Annotated in this window: 10 protein-coding genes; 5 read left to right on the top strand and 5 right to left on the bottom strand. The window is 58.8% G+C overall.

Features of this window, described 5'->3' with window-relative positions; genetic code table 11:
- Positions 1-24: 24 nt before the first annotated feature.
- Positions 25-5451, bottom strand: a complete 5427-nt coding sequence (locus ACR0AP_RS09715) for an alpha-2-macroglobulin family protein (protein ID WP_480506570.1) — start codon at positions 5449-5451, stop codon at positions 25-27.
- Between the two features lie 115 nt (positions 5452-5566).
- On the opposite strand from ACR0AP_RS09715, the gene ACR0AP_RS09710 reads away from it, so the two are divergent.
- Positions 5567-7825, top strand: coding sequence for a response regulator (locus ACR0AP_RS09710; protein ID WP_480506568.1), 2259 nt, complete (start codon positions 5567-5569; stop codon positions 7823-7825).
- Between the two features lie 47 nt (positions 7826-7872).
- On the opposite strand, the gene yaaA is transcribed toward ACR0AP_RS09710, so the two are convergent.
- The 3 genes from yaaA to ACR0AP_RS09695 all read right to left on the bottom strand — a co-directional run bounded on the left by yaaA (position 7873) and on the right by ACR0AP_RS09695 (position 11082).
- Complete coding sequence (yaaA, locus tag ACR0AP_RS09705; RefSeq protein ID WP_480506567.1) at positions 7873-8643, bottom strand: peroxide stress protein YaaA; 771 nt, start codon at positions 8641-8643, stop codon at positions 7873-7875.
- A 33-nt stretch (positions 8644-8676) separates the two neighbouring features.
- Complete coding sequence (recQ, locus tag ACR0AP_RS09700; protein ID WP_480506566.1) at positions 8677-10716, bottom strand: DNA helicase RecQ; 2040 nt, start codon at positions 10714-10716, stop codon at positions 8677-8679.
- A gap of 78 nt (positions 10717-10794) precedes the next feature.
- A complete protein-coding gene (locus ACR0AP_RS09695) occupies positions 10795-11082 on the bottom strand; it encodes a YggT family protein (RefSeq protein ID WP_170382138.1) in 288 nt (95 codons plus the stop codon).
- A 129-nt stretch (positions 11083-11211) separates the two neighbouring features.
- Here ACR0AP_RS09695 and ACR0AP_RS09690 point away from each other — a divergent pair, with 129 nt between their 5' ends.
- From ACR0AP_RS09690 to ACR0AP_RS09675, 4 genes are all read left to right on the top strand, one after another.
- Positions 11212-12579: an MFS transporter gene (locus ACR0AP_RS09690; protein ID WP_209598483.1), complete on the top strand. Its 1368-nt coding sequence runs from the start codon at positions 11212-11214 to the stop codon at positions 12577-12579.
- Complete coding sequence (gene mepA / locus ACR0AP_RS09685; protein ID WP_480506565.1) at positions 12576-13439, top strand: penicillin-insensitive murein endopeptidase; 864 nt, start codon at positions 12576-12578, stop codon at positions 13437-13439. The genes ACR0AP_RS09690 and mepA overlap by 4 nt, the downstream gene beginning before the upstream one ends.
- Positions 13412-14296, top strand: a complete 885-nt coding sequence (locus ACR0AP_RS09680; RefSeq protein ID WP_480506564.1) for an esterase-like activity of phytase family protein — start codon at positions 13412-13414, stop codon at positions 14294-14296. The genes mepA and ACR0AP_RS09680 overlap by 28 nt, the downstream gene beginning before the upstream one ends.
- 91 nt (positions 14297-14387) lie before the next feature.
- A complete protein-coding gene (locus ACR0AP_RS09675) occupies positions 14388-15032 on the top strand; it encodes a queuosine precursor transporter (RefSeq protein ID WP_480482691.1) in 645 nt (214 codons plus the stop codon).
- A gap of 337 nt (positions 15033-15369) precedes the next feature.
- On the opposite strand, the gene ACR0AP_RS09670 is transcribed toward ACR0AP_RS09675, so the two are convergent.
- A complete protein-coding gene (locus ACR0AP_RS09670; RefSeq protein ID WP_480506563.1) occupies positions 15370-16236 on the bottom strand; it encodes a LysR family transcriptional regulator in 867 nt (288 codons plus the stop codon).
- Between the last annotated feature and the right edge of the window lie 194 nt (positions 16237-16430).

Genomic DNA, 16430 nt, shown 5'->3' with positions numbered 1-16430 from the left:
AACAGGGATATGAAAGATGGCCGGTCACTGCACCTCGACCCGTCCCGTCGCCGTTCGCGCACGGTTCTGGGGGCGGTACATATCCTCGACCGAGGCCGCCGGATGGTGGAACACGCCCGGTGTGACGGCACGGGCGACATAAGCCAGCGTCACGGTCTGGCGTCCAGACAGGTCAACCGCAGCCAGGAACCTGTCCGAGCGGAACTCGGTATGCGTGGCATCAGACAGATCCAACCAGTCCAGCGACCGTACATCGCCCGATCGCAGCAGGTTCGGGTTGTCGATCTCGATCCCGGCGGCAAGAGGATCGTCTACCATCAGACGCGCCCCACCGTTTTCAAACGGCGTGACCGTCAGAACCGTGACAAACCGATCCCCCACGGCAAAGCGGCTTGCGTCAATCAGATCACCGTCCATCGAATAATACTGCCGTTCGATAGCATAGCCGGTGCCACCTGCCTCAGGCGGATCTTCGGGGATTCCCGTCACCGTCAGGGTGATATCGGTGGCTTGACCGTCGGTCGCAGTGATGTTGACCTCTTCCGCCTGCCCGGATTGCAGAACCTGAACAAAGGGGTTGGAAACTGATACGCCATTGACCGTCAAGCCGGACCCTGAAGGGTCTGACACCAACGCGTACGCCGCCAACAGGGACCACGCGGCCTCTTGTGTGGACAGGGGTGTGCGGCCCGTGCTTACCCGTTGGATCAATGCGTTGCGGTCAATCGCCTCGCTGCCTGCATCTACGGCCAGGGTCAGCAGGCCCGCCGCATCCCGCAGGCGGGTGCCGTAATCCGCGCGCCAGTGGTTTTCCTGATCGTTCGGCACCTGGTGCAGCATCCGCGCCGCACGGGTGAACATCGCGTCTGCGCGGGTCTGGTCCCCGTACGACGCCAGCGCAGCGCCCAGTTGTGCGGCGGCCAACGGCGTGTCGAAAGCATCCCCTTTGACATCCGCATAATAGCGCAGATCGCCCATCGCCGCCGCGCCTTCCCGCGCCAGAACCATCAGGGCATAAGCGATATCCTGGCCACCTTCGTCGAAATCCGGCGCATAATTGACCCGATTGCGCAGGTTATCCATGGCCTGCGCAAAAGCCCGATTCGGCACCGGGTTCCCCTGCGCACGAGCGCGCGACAGGAAATCGGTCACATAGGCGTCCAGCCAGAAATCACCGCTGCCTGCGCGCCACAGGCCAAAGGCACCGTTTGCAGCCTGACGAGTCAGAATGCTTTGGATCGAATCCGTGATGCGCTGATCCACCTCCGGGCCATTCCCCAGCCCCGAGGCCTGCGCGACGGATGACAGGTAAAGCAGCGGCAGTGCCTTGCTGGTGATCTGTTCGGTGCAGCCATAGGGGTAATGGTTCAGCTGATCCAGCAGACCGGGCGTGTCAAATTTGGCCAACGCTCCGGCTGACAGAATGGCCTTGGCCGAGCCAGGTTGAAACCCATCAAAAACATCCTGCGAAAACAGAAAGCTGTCCCCCGCACCCAGCGCAAAGCGCCGCGTCCGGGCAATTACGGGATCGTTGGCCCGCACCGGCATCCGCAGGGTTTGCGACAGATCGCGCCCGTCTGGTGTGGTGATGGAAACGCTGATCTCTGGATCGCCAATGACATGGGCTGTAACAGGGATGTCGAACACCGCTTTGCCACCGTCCTCCAGCTGAAAGCGTGCCGGTACCGGGCCCAGTTCCAGCCCACCGGTGGTGGTCAGGCCAAGCGCCATGTCTCCGGATGCGCCATCCGCATGGACAATCTCAAGCCGCATCCGACTTTGATCGCCGGGGGCCAGAAACCGCGGCAGGCTGGCTGTAACCACCACCGGGTCGCGGACGATCATGTCAGCCTCGGCCTGACCGACGGCTTTTTGGGACCACGCGATGGCCATCAGGCGGACTGTACCATTGAAGGCGGGCAGGGGGATGTCGACCTCAACCGCGCCATCCGCACCGACCTGAACCGGGCCGCTGAACACCGCCATCAGATCTTGCGTCGGTGGCGGGGATTGGCGGCGCATACCGTTGTCATTGTCGCCGCCAGAGCGAACCGTACCCATCGCTCCGTTCATGCCGTCGATCAGCCGCCCGTAAACATCACGCAGGTCCACACCCAGCCGACGTTGCCCGAAATAGTACTCTTGCGGGTTTGGGCTTTCGAACCCCGTCAGGTTGAGGATGCCCACATCCACAGCAGCAAGGGTCAGCCAGACTGGATCATCGCTTGTAACATTTTCGACCCTAACAAGGGCCTTCTGTGTTTGACGGGGCGAGGTAACCTCGGGCACCTCAATGGCAACCGACAGCGTGCGATCCGCAGGATCAATGGCAGCATAGGCGACGCCCATGGCGCGTGCCGGGTTCTGACCGGCCGCAACATCCATTGGTCGGATCACCGTGGCAGTGACATAGGCACCTGCACCCCAATCTTCTGTCACCTCTATCGGGATAACACTCTCGCCCTCCTTTACGGCAACCATCTGGCGATGGATCAGTCGGTTCGACAGCACTTCGACTTGGGCGATACCTGCCATGCGCGGAACGATGCGCAGCTGTGCGGTTTCCCCGGCGCGATAGCTGTCGCGATCCAGCGACATCTCAAGCCGGTCAGGCGTGGTCGAAGCATCTGCGGCCTGATACCAGCCTGCGTGGAAATCGACAGCGGTTTCCGTAAAGGTGCCATCAATACGTTGGACCACCAGTTCATAACGGCCCCAGTCCACGGGTTGGGACAACGTCAAAGGAATAGTGGCGACGTCAATCTCTCCGGTGGCAACGCGAGTGCGTCTGGTTGTCGGTTCCCAATTCCAGTTTCCGTAAAGCTGATACCATTGATACCGCGTTTCGATCTTGTTCAGCGTCCAGCGCAGGCGCATCGGGCTGGGGCTCAGGTCGGGTGCAAGGCCGATGATCTGAAACGCGGCCTCGGTACCTTCAGGGAGTACGTCCTCGAACAGGGGTTTGACACCGATGACAGGTTGCGGCGGCAGGACAGGAACGCTCAGGTGACGTTCAACAGGGCGGCCTGAGCCGTCAGCCAGTCGCGCAATAACCTCGGCTTCAATTGGCTTCCCTTCCGTCTCTAACACAGGGATTTCAACGGCAATAGATGCTTTGCCGTTTGCATCTGTACGCGTGTCACCAAAATAGGTGCTTTTGATCGATGTCTCGGCGTCATAGCGGCCAAAGCGATACCCGTCGTAGCCCGGCACTGTGTCCGCCGGGCGTGCGATAACCTGACCGTCGATGCTCAGGTCCGACCCCGGCGCACCAAACAGATAGCGCGCGTCGATCGAAAGCGGAGGGCTGTCGCCGGGACGCAGGGGCGCGTCCGGCAGGGTCAGCTCAAAATCTATACGTTCCGGCAGGAAGTCTTCTACCAGCACTGTTTGCCGCGCCAACGCATCGCTTTTGGGATCAGACCTGATCTCGATCCGCCAAGCACCGCGCGGTGCATCCTCCGCAACAGGCAGGGCAAAGATATGCCCCCCGGCGACGCCGCCATCCGAGACGGTTCGGCGGTATTCCACGCCGTCAGGGCGATACAGGATCGCAATCAGGGGCAGGCCCTCGATAGCCTGCGCCTCACCATCGCGCGACAAGGCGGTGAGGTGGATCACCTCTCCGGCTCGATAAGCGCCGCGATCCGTGGCTAGAAAAACATCAACCGGCCCCGCAGGTGCACGTCCTTCAACACCACGATCTGACAGGTCAAAGGCAGGATCGGTCAGGGATAGAAAGCTGAAGTCACTGTCCCCGGTCGATGCCATCACCAGCGCGGGCGCACTTGCCCCCTTGCCCCGTGTCAGGCCGGGATCGAACCGGACATAACCCGATTCATCCGTTCGCGCTTCGGCGATGACCGCATTTGCGCTTGTGACCAGTGAAACCTCGACACCTTCACGGGGTGCCGCGTCGCTCAGCCCGCGCACCGTGACGTGCAACCCGTCGGTGCCAAGCACGCTGCTGATCCCAAGATCGGACAGAACAAACCATTGCGTTGCGCCCGGGTCGTCATAGGGATCAGCCCCCGGAACACGGGCGGTCAGAGCATAAATACCGGCGGGCTGATCCGCGATCGCCTCGGCCATGGGCAGGCGCGCCGTCATGGTCTGGTTCAGTTCGTTGGCCACTTCGGCGATGCCAGTCCAGATATCCTCGGCAATTTCATCGGAAAATTCTGCTTCCTGCCATTCACTAAGCGGACGACCGAAGAAATCCTGCTGCACCGCGCGCAACAGGTTCCGGTCGCTGACCCTCCGCAGGATCAGGTTCAGCTCGGTGACGTTGACCGTTTCAACGGGCAACGCAGCATCAGCGGATTTCGGCAGAACGTAGCTGCGCCCGGGAAACCGGACCGAAGGCGCCCGGTCGCGCACGTAATGGGCAAGCTCAACATTGCGGTTCAGCGCCTCGCCCGAGGCGGAGGGTAGGCCTTCGCGTAGCGTCAGGCGATAGCGCTGACCATGGGCGACACCGCCAACGCACAGCTGCCTGCCCTCAGCCTGTACCACCAACCCGTCATCGTTGCGCTGGACAAACGGATCATAGTCGACCCCCGCCTTGACCAACGGTTCCGAAAACTCGACGCAGATCAGCGGCGCGGCGGCGTCGCTTTCGACAGAACTGTCGACCACGCGAAACCCGTATTTCCCGATGGCATCATTCAGTGCGGCCAGTACATCCTCGCGCGGTTGGATTTGCTCGGCCAGCCGCAGCACCGGGATCATATCGCGCCCACGCTCGACCTCCTCCAGGGCGCGGGCCAATGTCATCAGGGCGGCAATCTGCGTGCCGGGAGCGTCCGCGCGCAGATAGCCATTGGTTGCGGCATTCAGCGCACGGTTGCGCAGGTCGCGCCTTTCACTCCAGTCCGGAGAGTTTGTCTGCAACAACAGGCGCGCGTATTCCACCCATAGATCGGGCGCGTCACTGAGCGATACGGCCACACCAGTCCAATTCATCGCCTGCCGCGGGCTGCTCGCGCTGCGCGCCGCGTCCAGAACGTCCTGCAGGTCGTTGCCTTGCGCCATATGAACAAAGCCCAGAACGCGTGCCTGATCTGCGGCCTGCTTCAGGTCGGCGGCGCCAAGTGCGCTTAACGCGTTTGCACGCGTTTTGGCCAATGTTTGGGTCTGATCTGGGGTAGACACCTTCTGTGCGGATACAGCCCCCTGATAGGCCTCTTGCCGGTTTACACCGCTTTTTGGAAAGCAGGCATTGGATCGGGTGTTGTAGGTGAACGCGGTGCAAAGTGTATTGGCGGAACAAGCCTGAATGCAGGACTTCAGATCGGTATCGAAAAGGGCGTCCAGATCCGAGCCATAAAAATCTGCGTCCCGCGTCGTGATGTAACGGAATTCAGGCACTGCATCTTGCGCCTGGGTGGCGCTGGGCAGGACCAAAAGCGAAATGACGTAAGCTATTGAAATAAAAACAAAGCGGCGCATGGTGCCCTCCTCTTTGGGCACAGCGTTGCATGGCGTGCGCCTGTTGTGCAACGGCTTAAACAGTTTTTCATCCTCTGTCGGGATGCTGGGTGCAGAACGTTCTGGAATCAATCAAATGAGTCTTGCACATAAATTGGCACAGGAACGGCGCGCGCGCTTGGCAGCTGAACGGATGCTGGCCCTGAAGCAGGCCGAGCTTTCGGCAGCCAATCGCAAACTGGGTCAACATGCCATGGCATTGACCAAACGAATTGGCGAAACGCAGGCTGAGGTTGAAACCGTTCGGGATGAAAACGAAAAGGTCAAATCCGACCTCTGCGTGGCCAACGCCAAGATCGAGGTTGCCGAACGCCGCTTGTGGCACTCGATTCAGACAATACAGGACGGATTTGCCTATTTTGACGGTGACAACCGGCTGATCGGTGCAAACACCGCGTATCTGAGCGTTTTTGAAGGTCTGGACGAAGTCGTGCCGGGGATATCATACCCCCGTATTCTGCATTTGCTGACGTCAGAAGGTATTGTCGATATCGGGGATGAATCCGCGGAAGACTGGCAGGCCAGAATGCTGGCCCGCTGGAGCCGCGCCAACCCGCCACCAATCGTTATGCAGCTTTGGAACGGTCACTATATCCGTCTGATCGACCAGCGCGGCAGTGGTGGTGATATGGTGAGCCTTGCTCTCAACATCACAGCGTCGGTCCGGCATGAAATCGAGCTTAAGGCGGCGCGCGAGAGGGCCGAAGCAGCAAACCGGGCCAAGTCGGCCTTTCTGGCCAACATGAGCCATGAAATCCGTACACCGATGAACGGCATCGTTGGCATGTCCGAGTTACTGGACGAGACACCGTTGGACGAAGAGCAACGGCTATACGTCAACACGATCCGCAATTCGGGTGAGGCGCTGCTGGTCATCATCAACGACGTTCTGGATTATTCCAAGATTGAGGCGGACAAGCTGGCTCTGCACCCCGAACAGTTTGATCTTGAACGCTGCATTCTTGAGGTTGCGATGCTGCTACAGCCCAGCGTGCGCGATAAGGGGCTGACATTGCTGGTTGATTACGACTTGTTCTTGCCAACCCTTTTTGTGGGCGATCCTGGTCGGATACGGCAGGTTCTGACCAATCTGGTCGGCAACGCCGTCAAGTTCACTTCTGAAGGGTATGTGCTGGTCCGGGTGACCGGGGTGCCCAACCCGGATGCGCAGATCTGCGACATCCATATTGCCATTGAAGATACTGGAATTGGCATCGACGCCAAGAAAATCGACCACATATTTGGCGAGTTCAATCAGGTCGAAGACGAGCGTAACCGCCAGTTTGAAGGCACCGGGCTTGGTCTTGCCATCACCAAGCGGCTGATCACCTTGATGGGCGGCACAGTCTGGGTCGAAAGCGAGCCGGACCAGGGATCCTGTTTCGGTTTTCGCGTGACACTGCCCACGGTAGAAGGCCTGCAACCCGAACCTCCGAACTTGGCGGATTGTTTGAAACATGTCCTGCTGGTCGAAGATCTTGCCGTGAACCGGGCCATTCTTGCCAAGCAGCTTGGACGACTGGGGGCCGAAGTGACGGTTTGCACGTCGGGGACCGACGCACTGTCACAGATGAATGATCAGATTGATCTGGTTCTTTGCGACCACGATCTGCCGGACATGGATGGGCTGGACCTTGCGGTTTCACTCAGGGATCGCGGGTGGGGTGATATTCCGGTGGTTGTGATGTCCGCAAACCCCGGATTGATTCACGCGCATCCTGCCCGTGACCTGATCGACGGTGTCTTGCAGAAACCCATCCCGCGGTCCGAGTTGTATGGCAGGCTGATGGCGCTCGATAGCCCATCTTTGGAAAGGTGTCCTTTGGATGCGGAAAAAACAGTCTCTAAAAGGCGAGGTTCTGAATCTGCGTTCCCCAGACGTATGAGGGTCATTGCCGCCGAGGACAACCGCACCAACCAATTGATCCTGAAGAAGATGGTCAAGGATCTGAATATCGATCTTCGCTTTGCCTCGAATGGGATTGAAGCGGTTGAAATCTATCAGGCGTTCGAGCCAGATCTGATCTTCATGGATATTTCAATGCCGAAGATGGACGGCAAACAGGCAACAGCGGAAATTCGCAGGCTCGAGGTTGCAACCGGTCGCCACGTCCCCATCGTTGCCCTGACGGCTCATGCCATGGCCGGGGATGATCAGGGAATTCTGTCAGCGGGCTTGGATCACTACCTGACCAAACCGCTACACAAGAACCGCATTCACCAGATGATCCTGCAACACCAACCCGATTGCGTCTGCGCGGTCACAGACACCATACCCAGCGTCAAAATCCGGCGTGAGCGGGACGAAATCCCGGATCCGACCTCGTCAGGCTGACACTTCAGGCGTTTGCCATCGGGATGCAAGTTCAAGTGACCTGGGTTTCAGGCCGAATATGGTCTGACGAAAACGGGCTTATCCACTTCCGACAGATCAGGGCGGTATTCATAGCCGCCACTGTCGAAGTCCAGCAGTCCCTTAGGATCGGTCAGGCGGTGCTGGATGATATACCGCGCCATGGCGCCGCGTGCCTTTTTGGCAAAAAAGCTCACGATTTTGGGTGTTCCGCCCTTATCTTCCATGAAGACCGGTGTGATGACGCGCAGGTTCAGGGCGTTCATATCCACCGCACCGAAATACTCCTGACTGGCACAATTCACCAGAATGTTGCTGTTAATCTCGGCACCTTGTGCATTCAGTGCCTTACTCAGCTGATCGCGCCAGTATTCATAAAGGTTCTTCCCTCTTCGGGTTTTCAGTTTGCTGCCCATCTCAAGCCGGTAGGGCTGGATTGCGTCGAGTGGCCGCAACACACCATAAAGGCCGGAAAGGATGCGCAAGTGGTCTTGCGCCCATGACAGCTCGTCTTCGTCCAGCGAAGCAGCTTCAAGCCCTTGATATGTGTCGCCAGCAAAAGCAAGCGCGGCCGGGCGTGTGGCCTTGGCGTTAGGTGCATCCGAAAAAGCGCGATACCGTTCGCGGTTCAGGCGTGCCAGATCGTCGCTCAGGTCCATCAGCTTTTTCAGATCACCCAGTGTCAGGTTGCGGGCGGTTTTGGACAGCCGGATCGCATCATCCTGAAAGTCGGGCTGCGTTACCCCTACACTCCGCTCGGCCCAGTCCAGCCGTTTGGCCGGGGAAATCACGATCAGCATATCCGCCCTCTTTCTTGCCTGCTTTGGGGGTATCTAGCCCGCCTCACGCAGCACGTCCAGAAAAGCAGCGCCAAACCTTTCGTGACGCCGATCACCCAGCACCTGCGCAATCCCACGGGGATCGTCTGGGCGCAGTTGCGCGACCTTTGCCAATTGCGAGGCTGAGCAGGTCAGGGGCTTGTCGATCCCGTCCGGTCCGCGCGACAGCAAGGACTGAACTTCCATCAAGCGGTCGTAAATCTCACCCTGATTGCGGCCAGCCAGCTTTCGCCGCGCCGGATGAACGCTTTTTACCGCCCCTGCGATCACTTCAAGGAACGTGTCGCCATAGCGTTCCAGCTTTTTGGCCCCAACACCGCCGATCCGGGCCATATCGTCCAGCGTTACAGGGCGCTTTTCCGCCATCTCGATAAGCGTGCGGTCCGGAAAGATGACATAGGCTGGAACACGTGCAGCTTCGGACAGGGCACGGCGTTTGGCCTTGAGCGCCGACAGCAGCGGGGCGTCTTCTTCGGATACCAAAGCCTTGACCGCAGGCCGACGTACCGCATTGCGCAGCGTATCCTTGCGCAGGTTTATTTGTGCCTCGCCTTTCAAAATTGGTTTGGCCGCCTCGGTCATGCGCAATGCGCCGTGACGTTCGGGGTCGGGGCGCACCAGGTCGTGGCCCATCATCTGGCGGAAAATGGCCTGCCATTGCGGGCGCGTCCAATCCTTTCCGATGCCAAAAGTGGACAAATCCTCGTGGCGGCGGGCGCGGGTTTTGTCGGTCTCGTTTCCCAGAAGGATGTCGATCAAATGGCCTGTCCCGAACCATTCCTCGGTCCGCAGGATCGCGGACAGGGCCATGCGTACCGGAGTTGTGCCGTCGAAAACTTCGGGCGGGCTGTCGCACAGATCGCATTTGCCGCAGGGTCCTGTGGCCTCGCCAAAGTAACCCAACAATGTCTGGCGGCGGCATTCCAATGCCTCGGCCAGACCCAGCAAGGCGTTCAGGCGCGCATGATCGGCCATGCGCCGCTCGGGCGGCGCCAAACCCTCGTCAATCTGTGATCGCCGCAGGCGAATGTCATCGGGGCCAAACAGGGTCAGCGTTTCGGCCGGGCCGCCATCGCGTCCGGCGCGTCCGATTTCCTGATAATAGGCTTCGATTGATTTCGGCAGGTCCGCATGGGCGACCCAACGGATATCGGGTTTGTCGATGCCCATGCCAAAAGCCACGGTTGCGACCACGATCAACCCGTCCTCGCGCGCGAAACGGGTTTCGACAATGCGGCGATCTTCGGGGTCCATCCCGCCGTGATAGTGGCAAGCCGAGTGCCCCTCGGCGCGCAGGGCCTGAGCAATCACCTCGGTTTTATTTCTGGTGCCGCAGTAAACGATACCGGACTGGCCTTTGCGCGCATCTGCGAAATCAAGGATCTGCTTGCGCGGTCCGTCCTTTGCGGCGAAAGCCAGATGAATGTTAGGCCGGTCAAATCCGCGCAGAAATTTGCGTGGCTCAATGCCATCGAACAGTTTTTCGACAATCTCATCCTGCGTTTCGGCGTCCGCCGTGGCGGTAAACGCGGCCAGCGGAACCTTCAGGGCGCGCCGCAACTCTCCGATCCGCAGGTAATCAGGGCGAAAGTCATGCCCCCATTGACTGACACAATGGGCTTCGTCCACGGCGATCAGGCTGACGTTGATCCGACGGAGCATCCCAAGCGCCGACCCGGCAGCCAGACGTTCGGGTGCCATGTAAAGCAGCTTTAGCCGCCCGTCCTCCAGCGCGTCCCAGACGGCCTCGGTTTCCTCGGGCGTGTTGCCGGATGTCAGCGCACCGGCCTCGACCCCGGCCTCTTGCAGCCCCCGCACCTGATCACGCATCAGGGCAATGAGCGGAGATATAACGACCGTCACGCCATCGCGGAGCAGTGCAGGGAGTTGAAAGCAAAGAGACTTCCCGCCACCTGTGGGCATGATCGCCAGCACGTTTTCACCTGCCGTCACGGCGTCGACAATCTCTTCCTGCCCGGGGCGGAAGGCGTCGAATCCAAAGACATCTCGCAGCAAGGGTGCGGCGTCGAACATATGCGGGGGTGCCCTGTTTTAAGGTTTATCTGCTCTTAAAACAGGACAATCACATACTAAGATTCAGTGAACAAGAGGTCAGTAGAAATAGGGCGCGTTGTTGATAAGGATGATCCGCAAGGCATAAACGCCGATCAGCACCACCAGCGGGGTCAAATCCAACCCACCCATATTGGGTAGAACGCGGCGGATCGGCCCGTAAATAGGCTCTAATATCCGATTTAATCCGTACCAGATTTGTGCAACCAGTTGTTGGTGCAGGTTGAGAACCTGAAAGTTGATCAGCCAGCTCATGATCACATGGGCCAGAATGATGAACCAGACAATGTCCAGGATCAGCAGCAGGATTTGGATCAGCGACAGCATGGGATCTCCGTTTTCTTGTTGGACGAGACCTAAGCACCCTTTCAGCAAAGAGCAAGTAGGCTGAACTCTGCGCTTGCGAATTGCCCCAAAGCCCCGTCTTATGACCGCAACAAGAAAACAGGGGCAGAAATGGCAGAAATATCCAAGCGCAGGCGTATCTGGGGCTGGTGGTTCTTCGATTGGGCCAGTCAGCCCTATCACACTCTTTTGGTCACGTTCGTGTTCGGCCCTTACTTCGCGGGCGTCGCTGCGGAATATTATCTGGCATCCGGCCTGGACGCGGGGTCTGCAGATGCACAGGCGCAGGTGGTTTGGGCCAACTGCATGACCATAGTTGGTTTGATTATTGCCTTCGGTGCACCGCTGATGGGGGCGATGGCCGATGTGTCGGGTCGGCGAATCCCCTGGATATTCGCCTTTTCCGTGATGTACGCAGTAGGTTCCGGCGCGCTTTGGTACACGATGCCCGATGGCTCGAACATGTGGTTGATGCTGTCTGCCTTTGGTCTGGGTTTCATCGGCGCGGAATACGCCCTGATCTTCATCAATTCCCAACTGCCCGATCTGGGTGATGACAGCGAAGTGGGCGAAATCTCCGGCTCGGGCTTTGCCTTCGGCTATTTCGGCGGCCTGATCTCGCTGGCGATCATGCTTGCACTGTTTGTGGAGCAGGCCAACGGCAAAACGCTGATCGGGATGGACCCCTTGTTTGGGCTGGATGCGTCGCAACAGCAGGGTACGCGCTTTGTTGGGCCGTTTACTGCGGGGTGGTTCATTCTGTTCATGGTGCCCTACTTCCTTTGGGTCCATGACGACGAAACGACAAACAAAAAGGGCAGCGTTGCCGAGGCGCTGCGGCTGTTGGCAAAATCAGTGTCTAACCTGCGCCATCGCACCAGTTTGGCCAGTTACCTGGGCTCATCCATGTTCTATCGGGATGCGCTGAACGGGCTTTACAGTTTTGGCGGCGTCTATGCCCGGCTAGTGTTGGAATGGGACCTGATCAAGATCGGTGTTTTCGGCATCGTCAGCGTTCTGGCTGCAGCGGCATTTTCCTGGGTGGGCGGCAAGCTGGACAAGAAATATGGTCCCAAGCCCGTGATCATCGTTGCGATCTGGGTGTTGATCCTTGTCTGCATCACCATCGTTTCAATGGACCGGTCCCAGATATTCGGTATCGCCATGTCCGAAGGGTCGGGCTTGCCGGATATGGTTTTCTTTGGTTGCGGTATCCTGATCGGAGGCATGGGCGGCATTCTGCAATCCTGTAGCCGGTCGATGATGGTCCGGCATACGGACCCGGCAACCCCCGTCGAAAGCTTTGGCCTTTATGGTCTGTCGGGTCGTGCCACCGCCTTTGCTGCGCCACTTCTGATCGGGATCGCAACCACGGTGACCGGTAGCGCTCGTCTGGGGGTGTCACCCATCGTTCTGTTGTTTATTCTGGGTCTATTCCTGATGCGCTGGGTGAGACCGGAAGGGGATCAGAGCAGATGATTTTAAAACGTTTTTTGGTAATTTTGGCGGCGCTTGCTTTTGCAGGCACTGCGACGGCAGAACCGCTGGCAAAGCAGTTGTTCGGGGCGCAGAAACAAGGTTCACAGCAAAAACCGGCCGCTTTCGGCAGTTATTCGCGCGGATGTGCTGCGGGGGCAGTTCAACTGCCTGAAACGGGGCCTACTTGGCAGGCGATGCGCCTGTCGCGCAATCGCAACTGGGGGCATCCGCAGACGATCGATTACGTGCAGGACCTCAGCAGATTTGCAGCCAGTCAACCGGGATGGAACGGTCTCTATATAGGGGATATCAGCCAGCCACGCGGCGGGCCGATGACCTCGGGCCATCGCAGCCATCAGCTGGGGCTGGACATCGATATCTGGATGCTGCCGGGCGAAAACATGCGCCTGAGCCGCAAATCGCGCGAAAACATCTCGTCCATCTCTCTTCGTCGTTCCAATGGCGCTTACGTCAACGGCAACTGGACCAAGCAGCATCATGCACTGTTGCGTGAAGCGGCAAAAGACAAGCGTGTGGCCCGGATTTTCGTGTTTCCCGGGGCCAAGGTTCAGATGTGCGACGATGAAAAGGGGAACCGCGACTATCTGCGCAAGATAAGGCCCTGGTGGGGGCATCACTATCATTTCCACGTGCGCCTGAACTGCCCCAGAGGGTCAAAGGGTTGCGTGAATCAGGACGCCCCCCCCAAGGGCGATGGCTGCGCCGAGGCCCGGCAATGGGTGCACAACATTCTGAACCCGCCGCCACCCGATCCGAATGCACCGCCGCCGAAGAAACGCCGGGAATACGTTCTGGCCGACTTACCGCAACAATGCTCCGCCGTTTTGCAATCCAACTGAGTGTTGCGCTGATCCTTGCCCCGGTGGCTGCTGCGCTGGATGTGAAATCTGCGGCCCACCTGGACAGTTTCGTTTGGCGGCATCCAGCAAGTTGGTTTGGCGGATTTTCAGCGCTTCATATCTCGGACGACGGAGGCCAGATGATTGCGCTTAGCGACCGGGCGCGGATCGTGACCGCGCGGATTGAGCGGCGCGAAGGCCGGATCGCGGATATTCACGTTCTTGGTCAATGGCCGGTGCTGTCCAGCAATGGGCATATCATGAAAGGCGGTGTCGGCGATTCCGAAGGCATCGCGGTGACGCCGGATGGTGGCATTTTCATCTCATTCGAAGGGGTGCATCGTGTCGCCTATTACCCTGCACCGGGCTCAAGCGCGCGTGTGTTACCTCGCCCGAATGCGTTTCGGGACCTTGCCGATAATGGTTCGTTTGAAGCTCTGGCCATTGATGGACGCGGCCGACTTTATACTTTGCCGGAAAAGAACCGCACCGCTAAAGGGGACATTCCGGTTTACCGTTGGAATGGCGACACATGGTCGACCCCGTTTGTTCTGCCTCAACGCGGCGGTTTTAAACCCGTTGCCGCGGATTTCGGTCCCGATGGGCGGTTTTACGTTTTGGAACGCAAGGTATCCTTGGTCGGTTTCCGATCACGACTGCGGCGATGGGACGTGGTGAACGAGAAACCAGGCGCCGAGGAAACCCTGTTCGAAACCGGAACGGGCGCGCATGACAACCTCGAAGGATTGTCGGTCTGGCGCGACGGGCAGGGCCGGTTGCGCGCCACAATGATCTCGGATGACAACTTTCTGGCGTTGCAGCGGACCGAACTTGTGGAATACCTGCTGCCCGATTGACAGGGCGCAGGCAAAGGTCTAAAGGCACGGCTTGCCTTGGGACGGTCCCTTGGCCAAGTCGCCGCTACCTTGTCAAAACGGGCATCAAAACATGCAACGTAACTTCATTCCCGGCATTATTGCCATGGCCACCATTGTTGTGGCCTCGAACATTCTGGTCCAGTTCCTGATCCTTGACGGGCTGCTGACATGGGGTGCTTTCACCTATCCGCTGGCCTTTCTGGTTACAGACATCATGAACCGCGTCTATGGCGTGGGTCCGGCCCGTAAGGTCGTGTTTGCCGGCTTTGTCACCGGTGTTATCTGCTCGCTGATCGGCAGCCAGATCATGTTGCAGGGTGACGGGTTCACCTATGCTGCTGTACCGCTGCGCATCGCCGTTGCATCGGGAACCGCCTTCCTGATCGCGCAACTAACGGATGTCACCGTGTTCAATTCCCTGCGCGGTGGTCGCTGGTGGCGTGCACCGCTGGTGTCGACGCTGGTGGGGTCGGCACTGGATACCGCGATCTTCTTCACCCTCGCCTTTTCGGCTTCGGTCACCTTCTTCGGCGCCAATGCTGACGCCGCAATCAACTGGGCGTGGGAACCTGTTCCGTTCATGCTGTCCGGCCCGATGGCACCGCTTTGGGTGACGCTGGCTTTTGCGGACTGGATGGTGAAGCTTTCGCTGGCGCTGATCGCCCTGATCCCGTTCAAGGTGATCGTTGCGCGGCTGACTGTGCAGCCTGTGTAAAAAAACGCTTTGAGAATGGCACAACTTGTGGCACGCTTCTTTTCAACCGCAACAGATAGAAAAGGAGGTGATCCAGTGTCAAGAAAGAGATTGGAGAGAGGTGTCGGAACAACCGGGGGGATCGCCCGTTAGGGCAGCCCTTGGCGGAGCGCTCGCTCCGGCTGGTCGATTGATCTAACCGACCCGACCTCCTGAACTTTCGAAGGGCCGTCCCGCTGGGGCGGCCCTTTTTGTTCCCTTCACCTTCTGGGGGTGTTCAAAACTTACCATGCGCGGAGGCTGGCTGCGTTTGACGCAGCATAAAGCTTGGTCGCGGCAACGGCGTGAATACGTGTCGTCAAAGCTTCGGTGTCTGGCCGCGTGCACTTGATGTCTGGCAAAGCTGCCGCGCGGCCTGACCCGGATATCCTTCTTCCTCACTTTCATCGAACACGACATAGGCGGCATAAGCGAATCTGGGTGCCATTTCGATCAACTTGAGCCATCCGTTGCAAAGCTCCGGTTCGACAACGCGCCTTGGGAAATATCCGGCCGAGGGAACCGACCGAAGATATTGCAGGCCGAGGGTGCCAATGCCCAGCTGAAGGCGCGGCGCATCAAGTTCCGGAAAGTTCAACATATGATCGGCGCGAAACTCCGGGCCCCAGTCTATCAGTACATAAGCGTTGCCCAGATCAGCGGTCAGGGCTTCCGGGCCGCTGCTGACAAGGACAAACTCGTCCTCGAAAAGCTGGAGCGCGGTCAAGCCCGGTGCGTTTCGCGGCCGGTACATGATGGCAAGATCCAGGCTGCCTTCCTCGATCTCGCGCGTGAGTGTTTCCGACGGGGCCGCTGTCGCCCGGATGGCGACGTCAGGTAGTGCCGCCATCAACTCGGGCAGGGCGTTGATCAGATAGCCGTCCCAAAGGCTTGGTGTTGCGCCGATTTCCAAAGCAGCCGCCATCGAAGCCGGCAGACCGGCATCCAGCTTGGCCTGTGTCCACGTTCGCACCAGAACCTGCGCATGTTTGAGGAAATGCCGCCCGGCAATGGTCAGGGTCGCACCGGACTTGCTACGTTCAAAAACGGGCTGTCCAAGCTGTTGTTCGAGCGTTCGGATCCGCATACTGACGGTCGATTGCGTAACATGGACCTTCTCCGCCGCGTCAAGAAAAGTGCCGGTTTCAACGACCGCAAGGAAGGTTCGGGCGAGTTCAATGTCCATCGTTCACCTATTTGAATCTTCGATATTATGGGCGAGATAAATTCGTTATTCAACGCTATGCGAATGTGCGATACATGCCGCGTAGCGCGAAAGTGCCCCCACCGGATCGGACCGCCAATCAACAGTTTTCATCGTATAGTGGACAACCCGATCTGCGGAACAGGTGCAATCTGTCTGCCGTAGATAAGCCTCCG

Source organism: Ruegeria sp. AF7 (assembly GCF_056541885.1).
The sequence above is the reverse complement of the archived record's forward strand: the minus strand, read 5'-3'. Positions and strand labels throughout refer to the sequence as shown.

Coding starts and splice junctions, on each gene's coding strand:
- ACR0AP_RS09675 (WP_480482691.1), top strand. CDS start 14,388: ATGCAACGTAACTTCATTCCCGGCATTATTGCCATGGCCACCATTGTT.
- recQ (WP_480506566.1), bottom strand. CDS start 10,716: ATGTTCGACGCCGCACCCTTGCTGCGAGATGTCTTTGGATTCGACGCC.
- ACR0AP_RS09680 (WP_480506564.1), top strand. CDS start 13,412: ATGCTCCGCCGTTTTGCAATCCAACTGAGTGTTGCGCTGATCCTTGCC.
- ACR0AP_RS09695 (WP_170382138.1), bottom strand. CDS start 11,082: ATGCTGTCGCTGATCCAAATCCTGCTGCTGATCCTGGACATTGTCTGG.
- ACR0AP_RS09715 (WP_480506570.1), bottom strand. CDS start 5,451: ATGCGCCGCTTTGTTTTTATTTCAATAGCTTACGTCATTTCGCTTTTG.
- ACR0AP_RS09690 (WP_209598483.1), top strand. CDS start 11,212: ATGGCAGAAATATCCAAGCGCAGGCGTATCTGGGGCTGGTGGTTCTTC.
- mepA (WP_480506565.1), top strand. CDS start 12,576: ATGATTTTAAAACGTTTTTTGGTAATTTTGGCGGCGCTTGCTTTTGCA.
- ACR0AP_RS09670 (WP_480506563.1), bottom strand. CDS start 16,236: ATGGACATTGAACTCGCCCGAACCTTCCTTGCGGTCGTTGAAACCGGC.
- ACR0AP_RS09710 (WP_480506568.1), top strand. CDS start 5,567: ATGAGTCTTGCACATAAATTGGCACAGGAACGGCGCGCGCGCTTGGCA.
- yaaA (WP_480506567.1), bottom strand. CDS start 8,643: ATGCTGATCGTGATTTCCCCGGCCAAACGGCTGGACTGGGCCGAGCGG.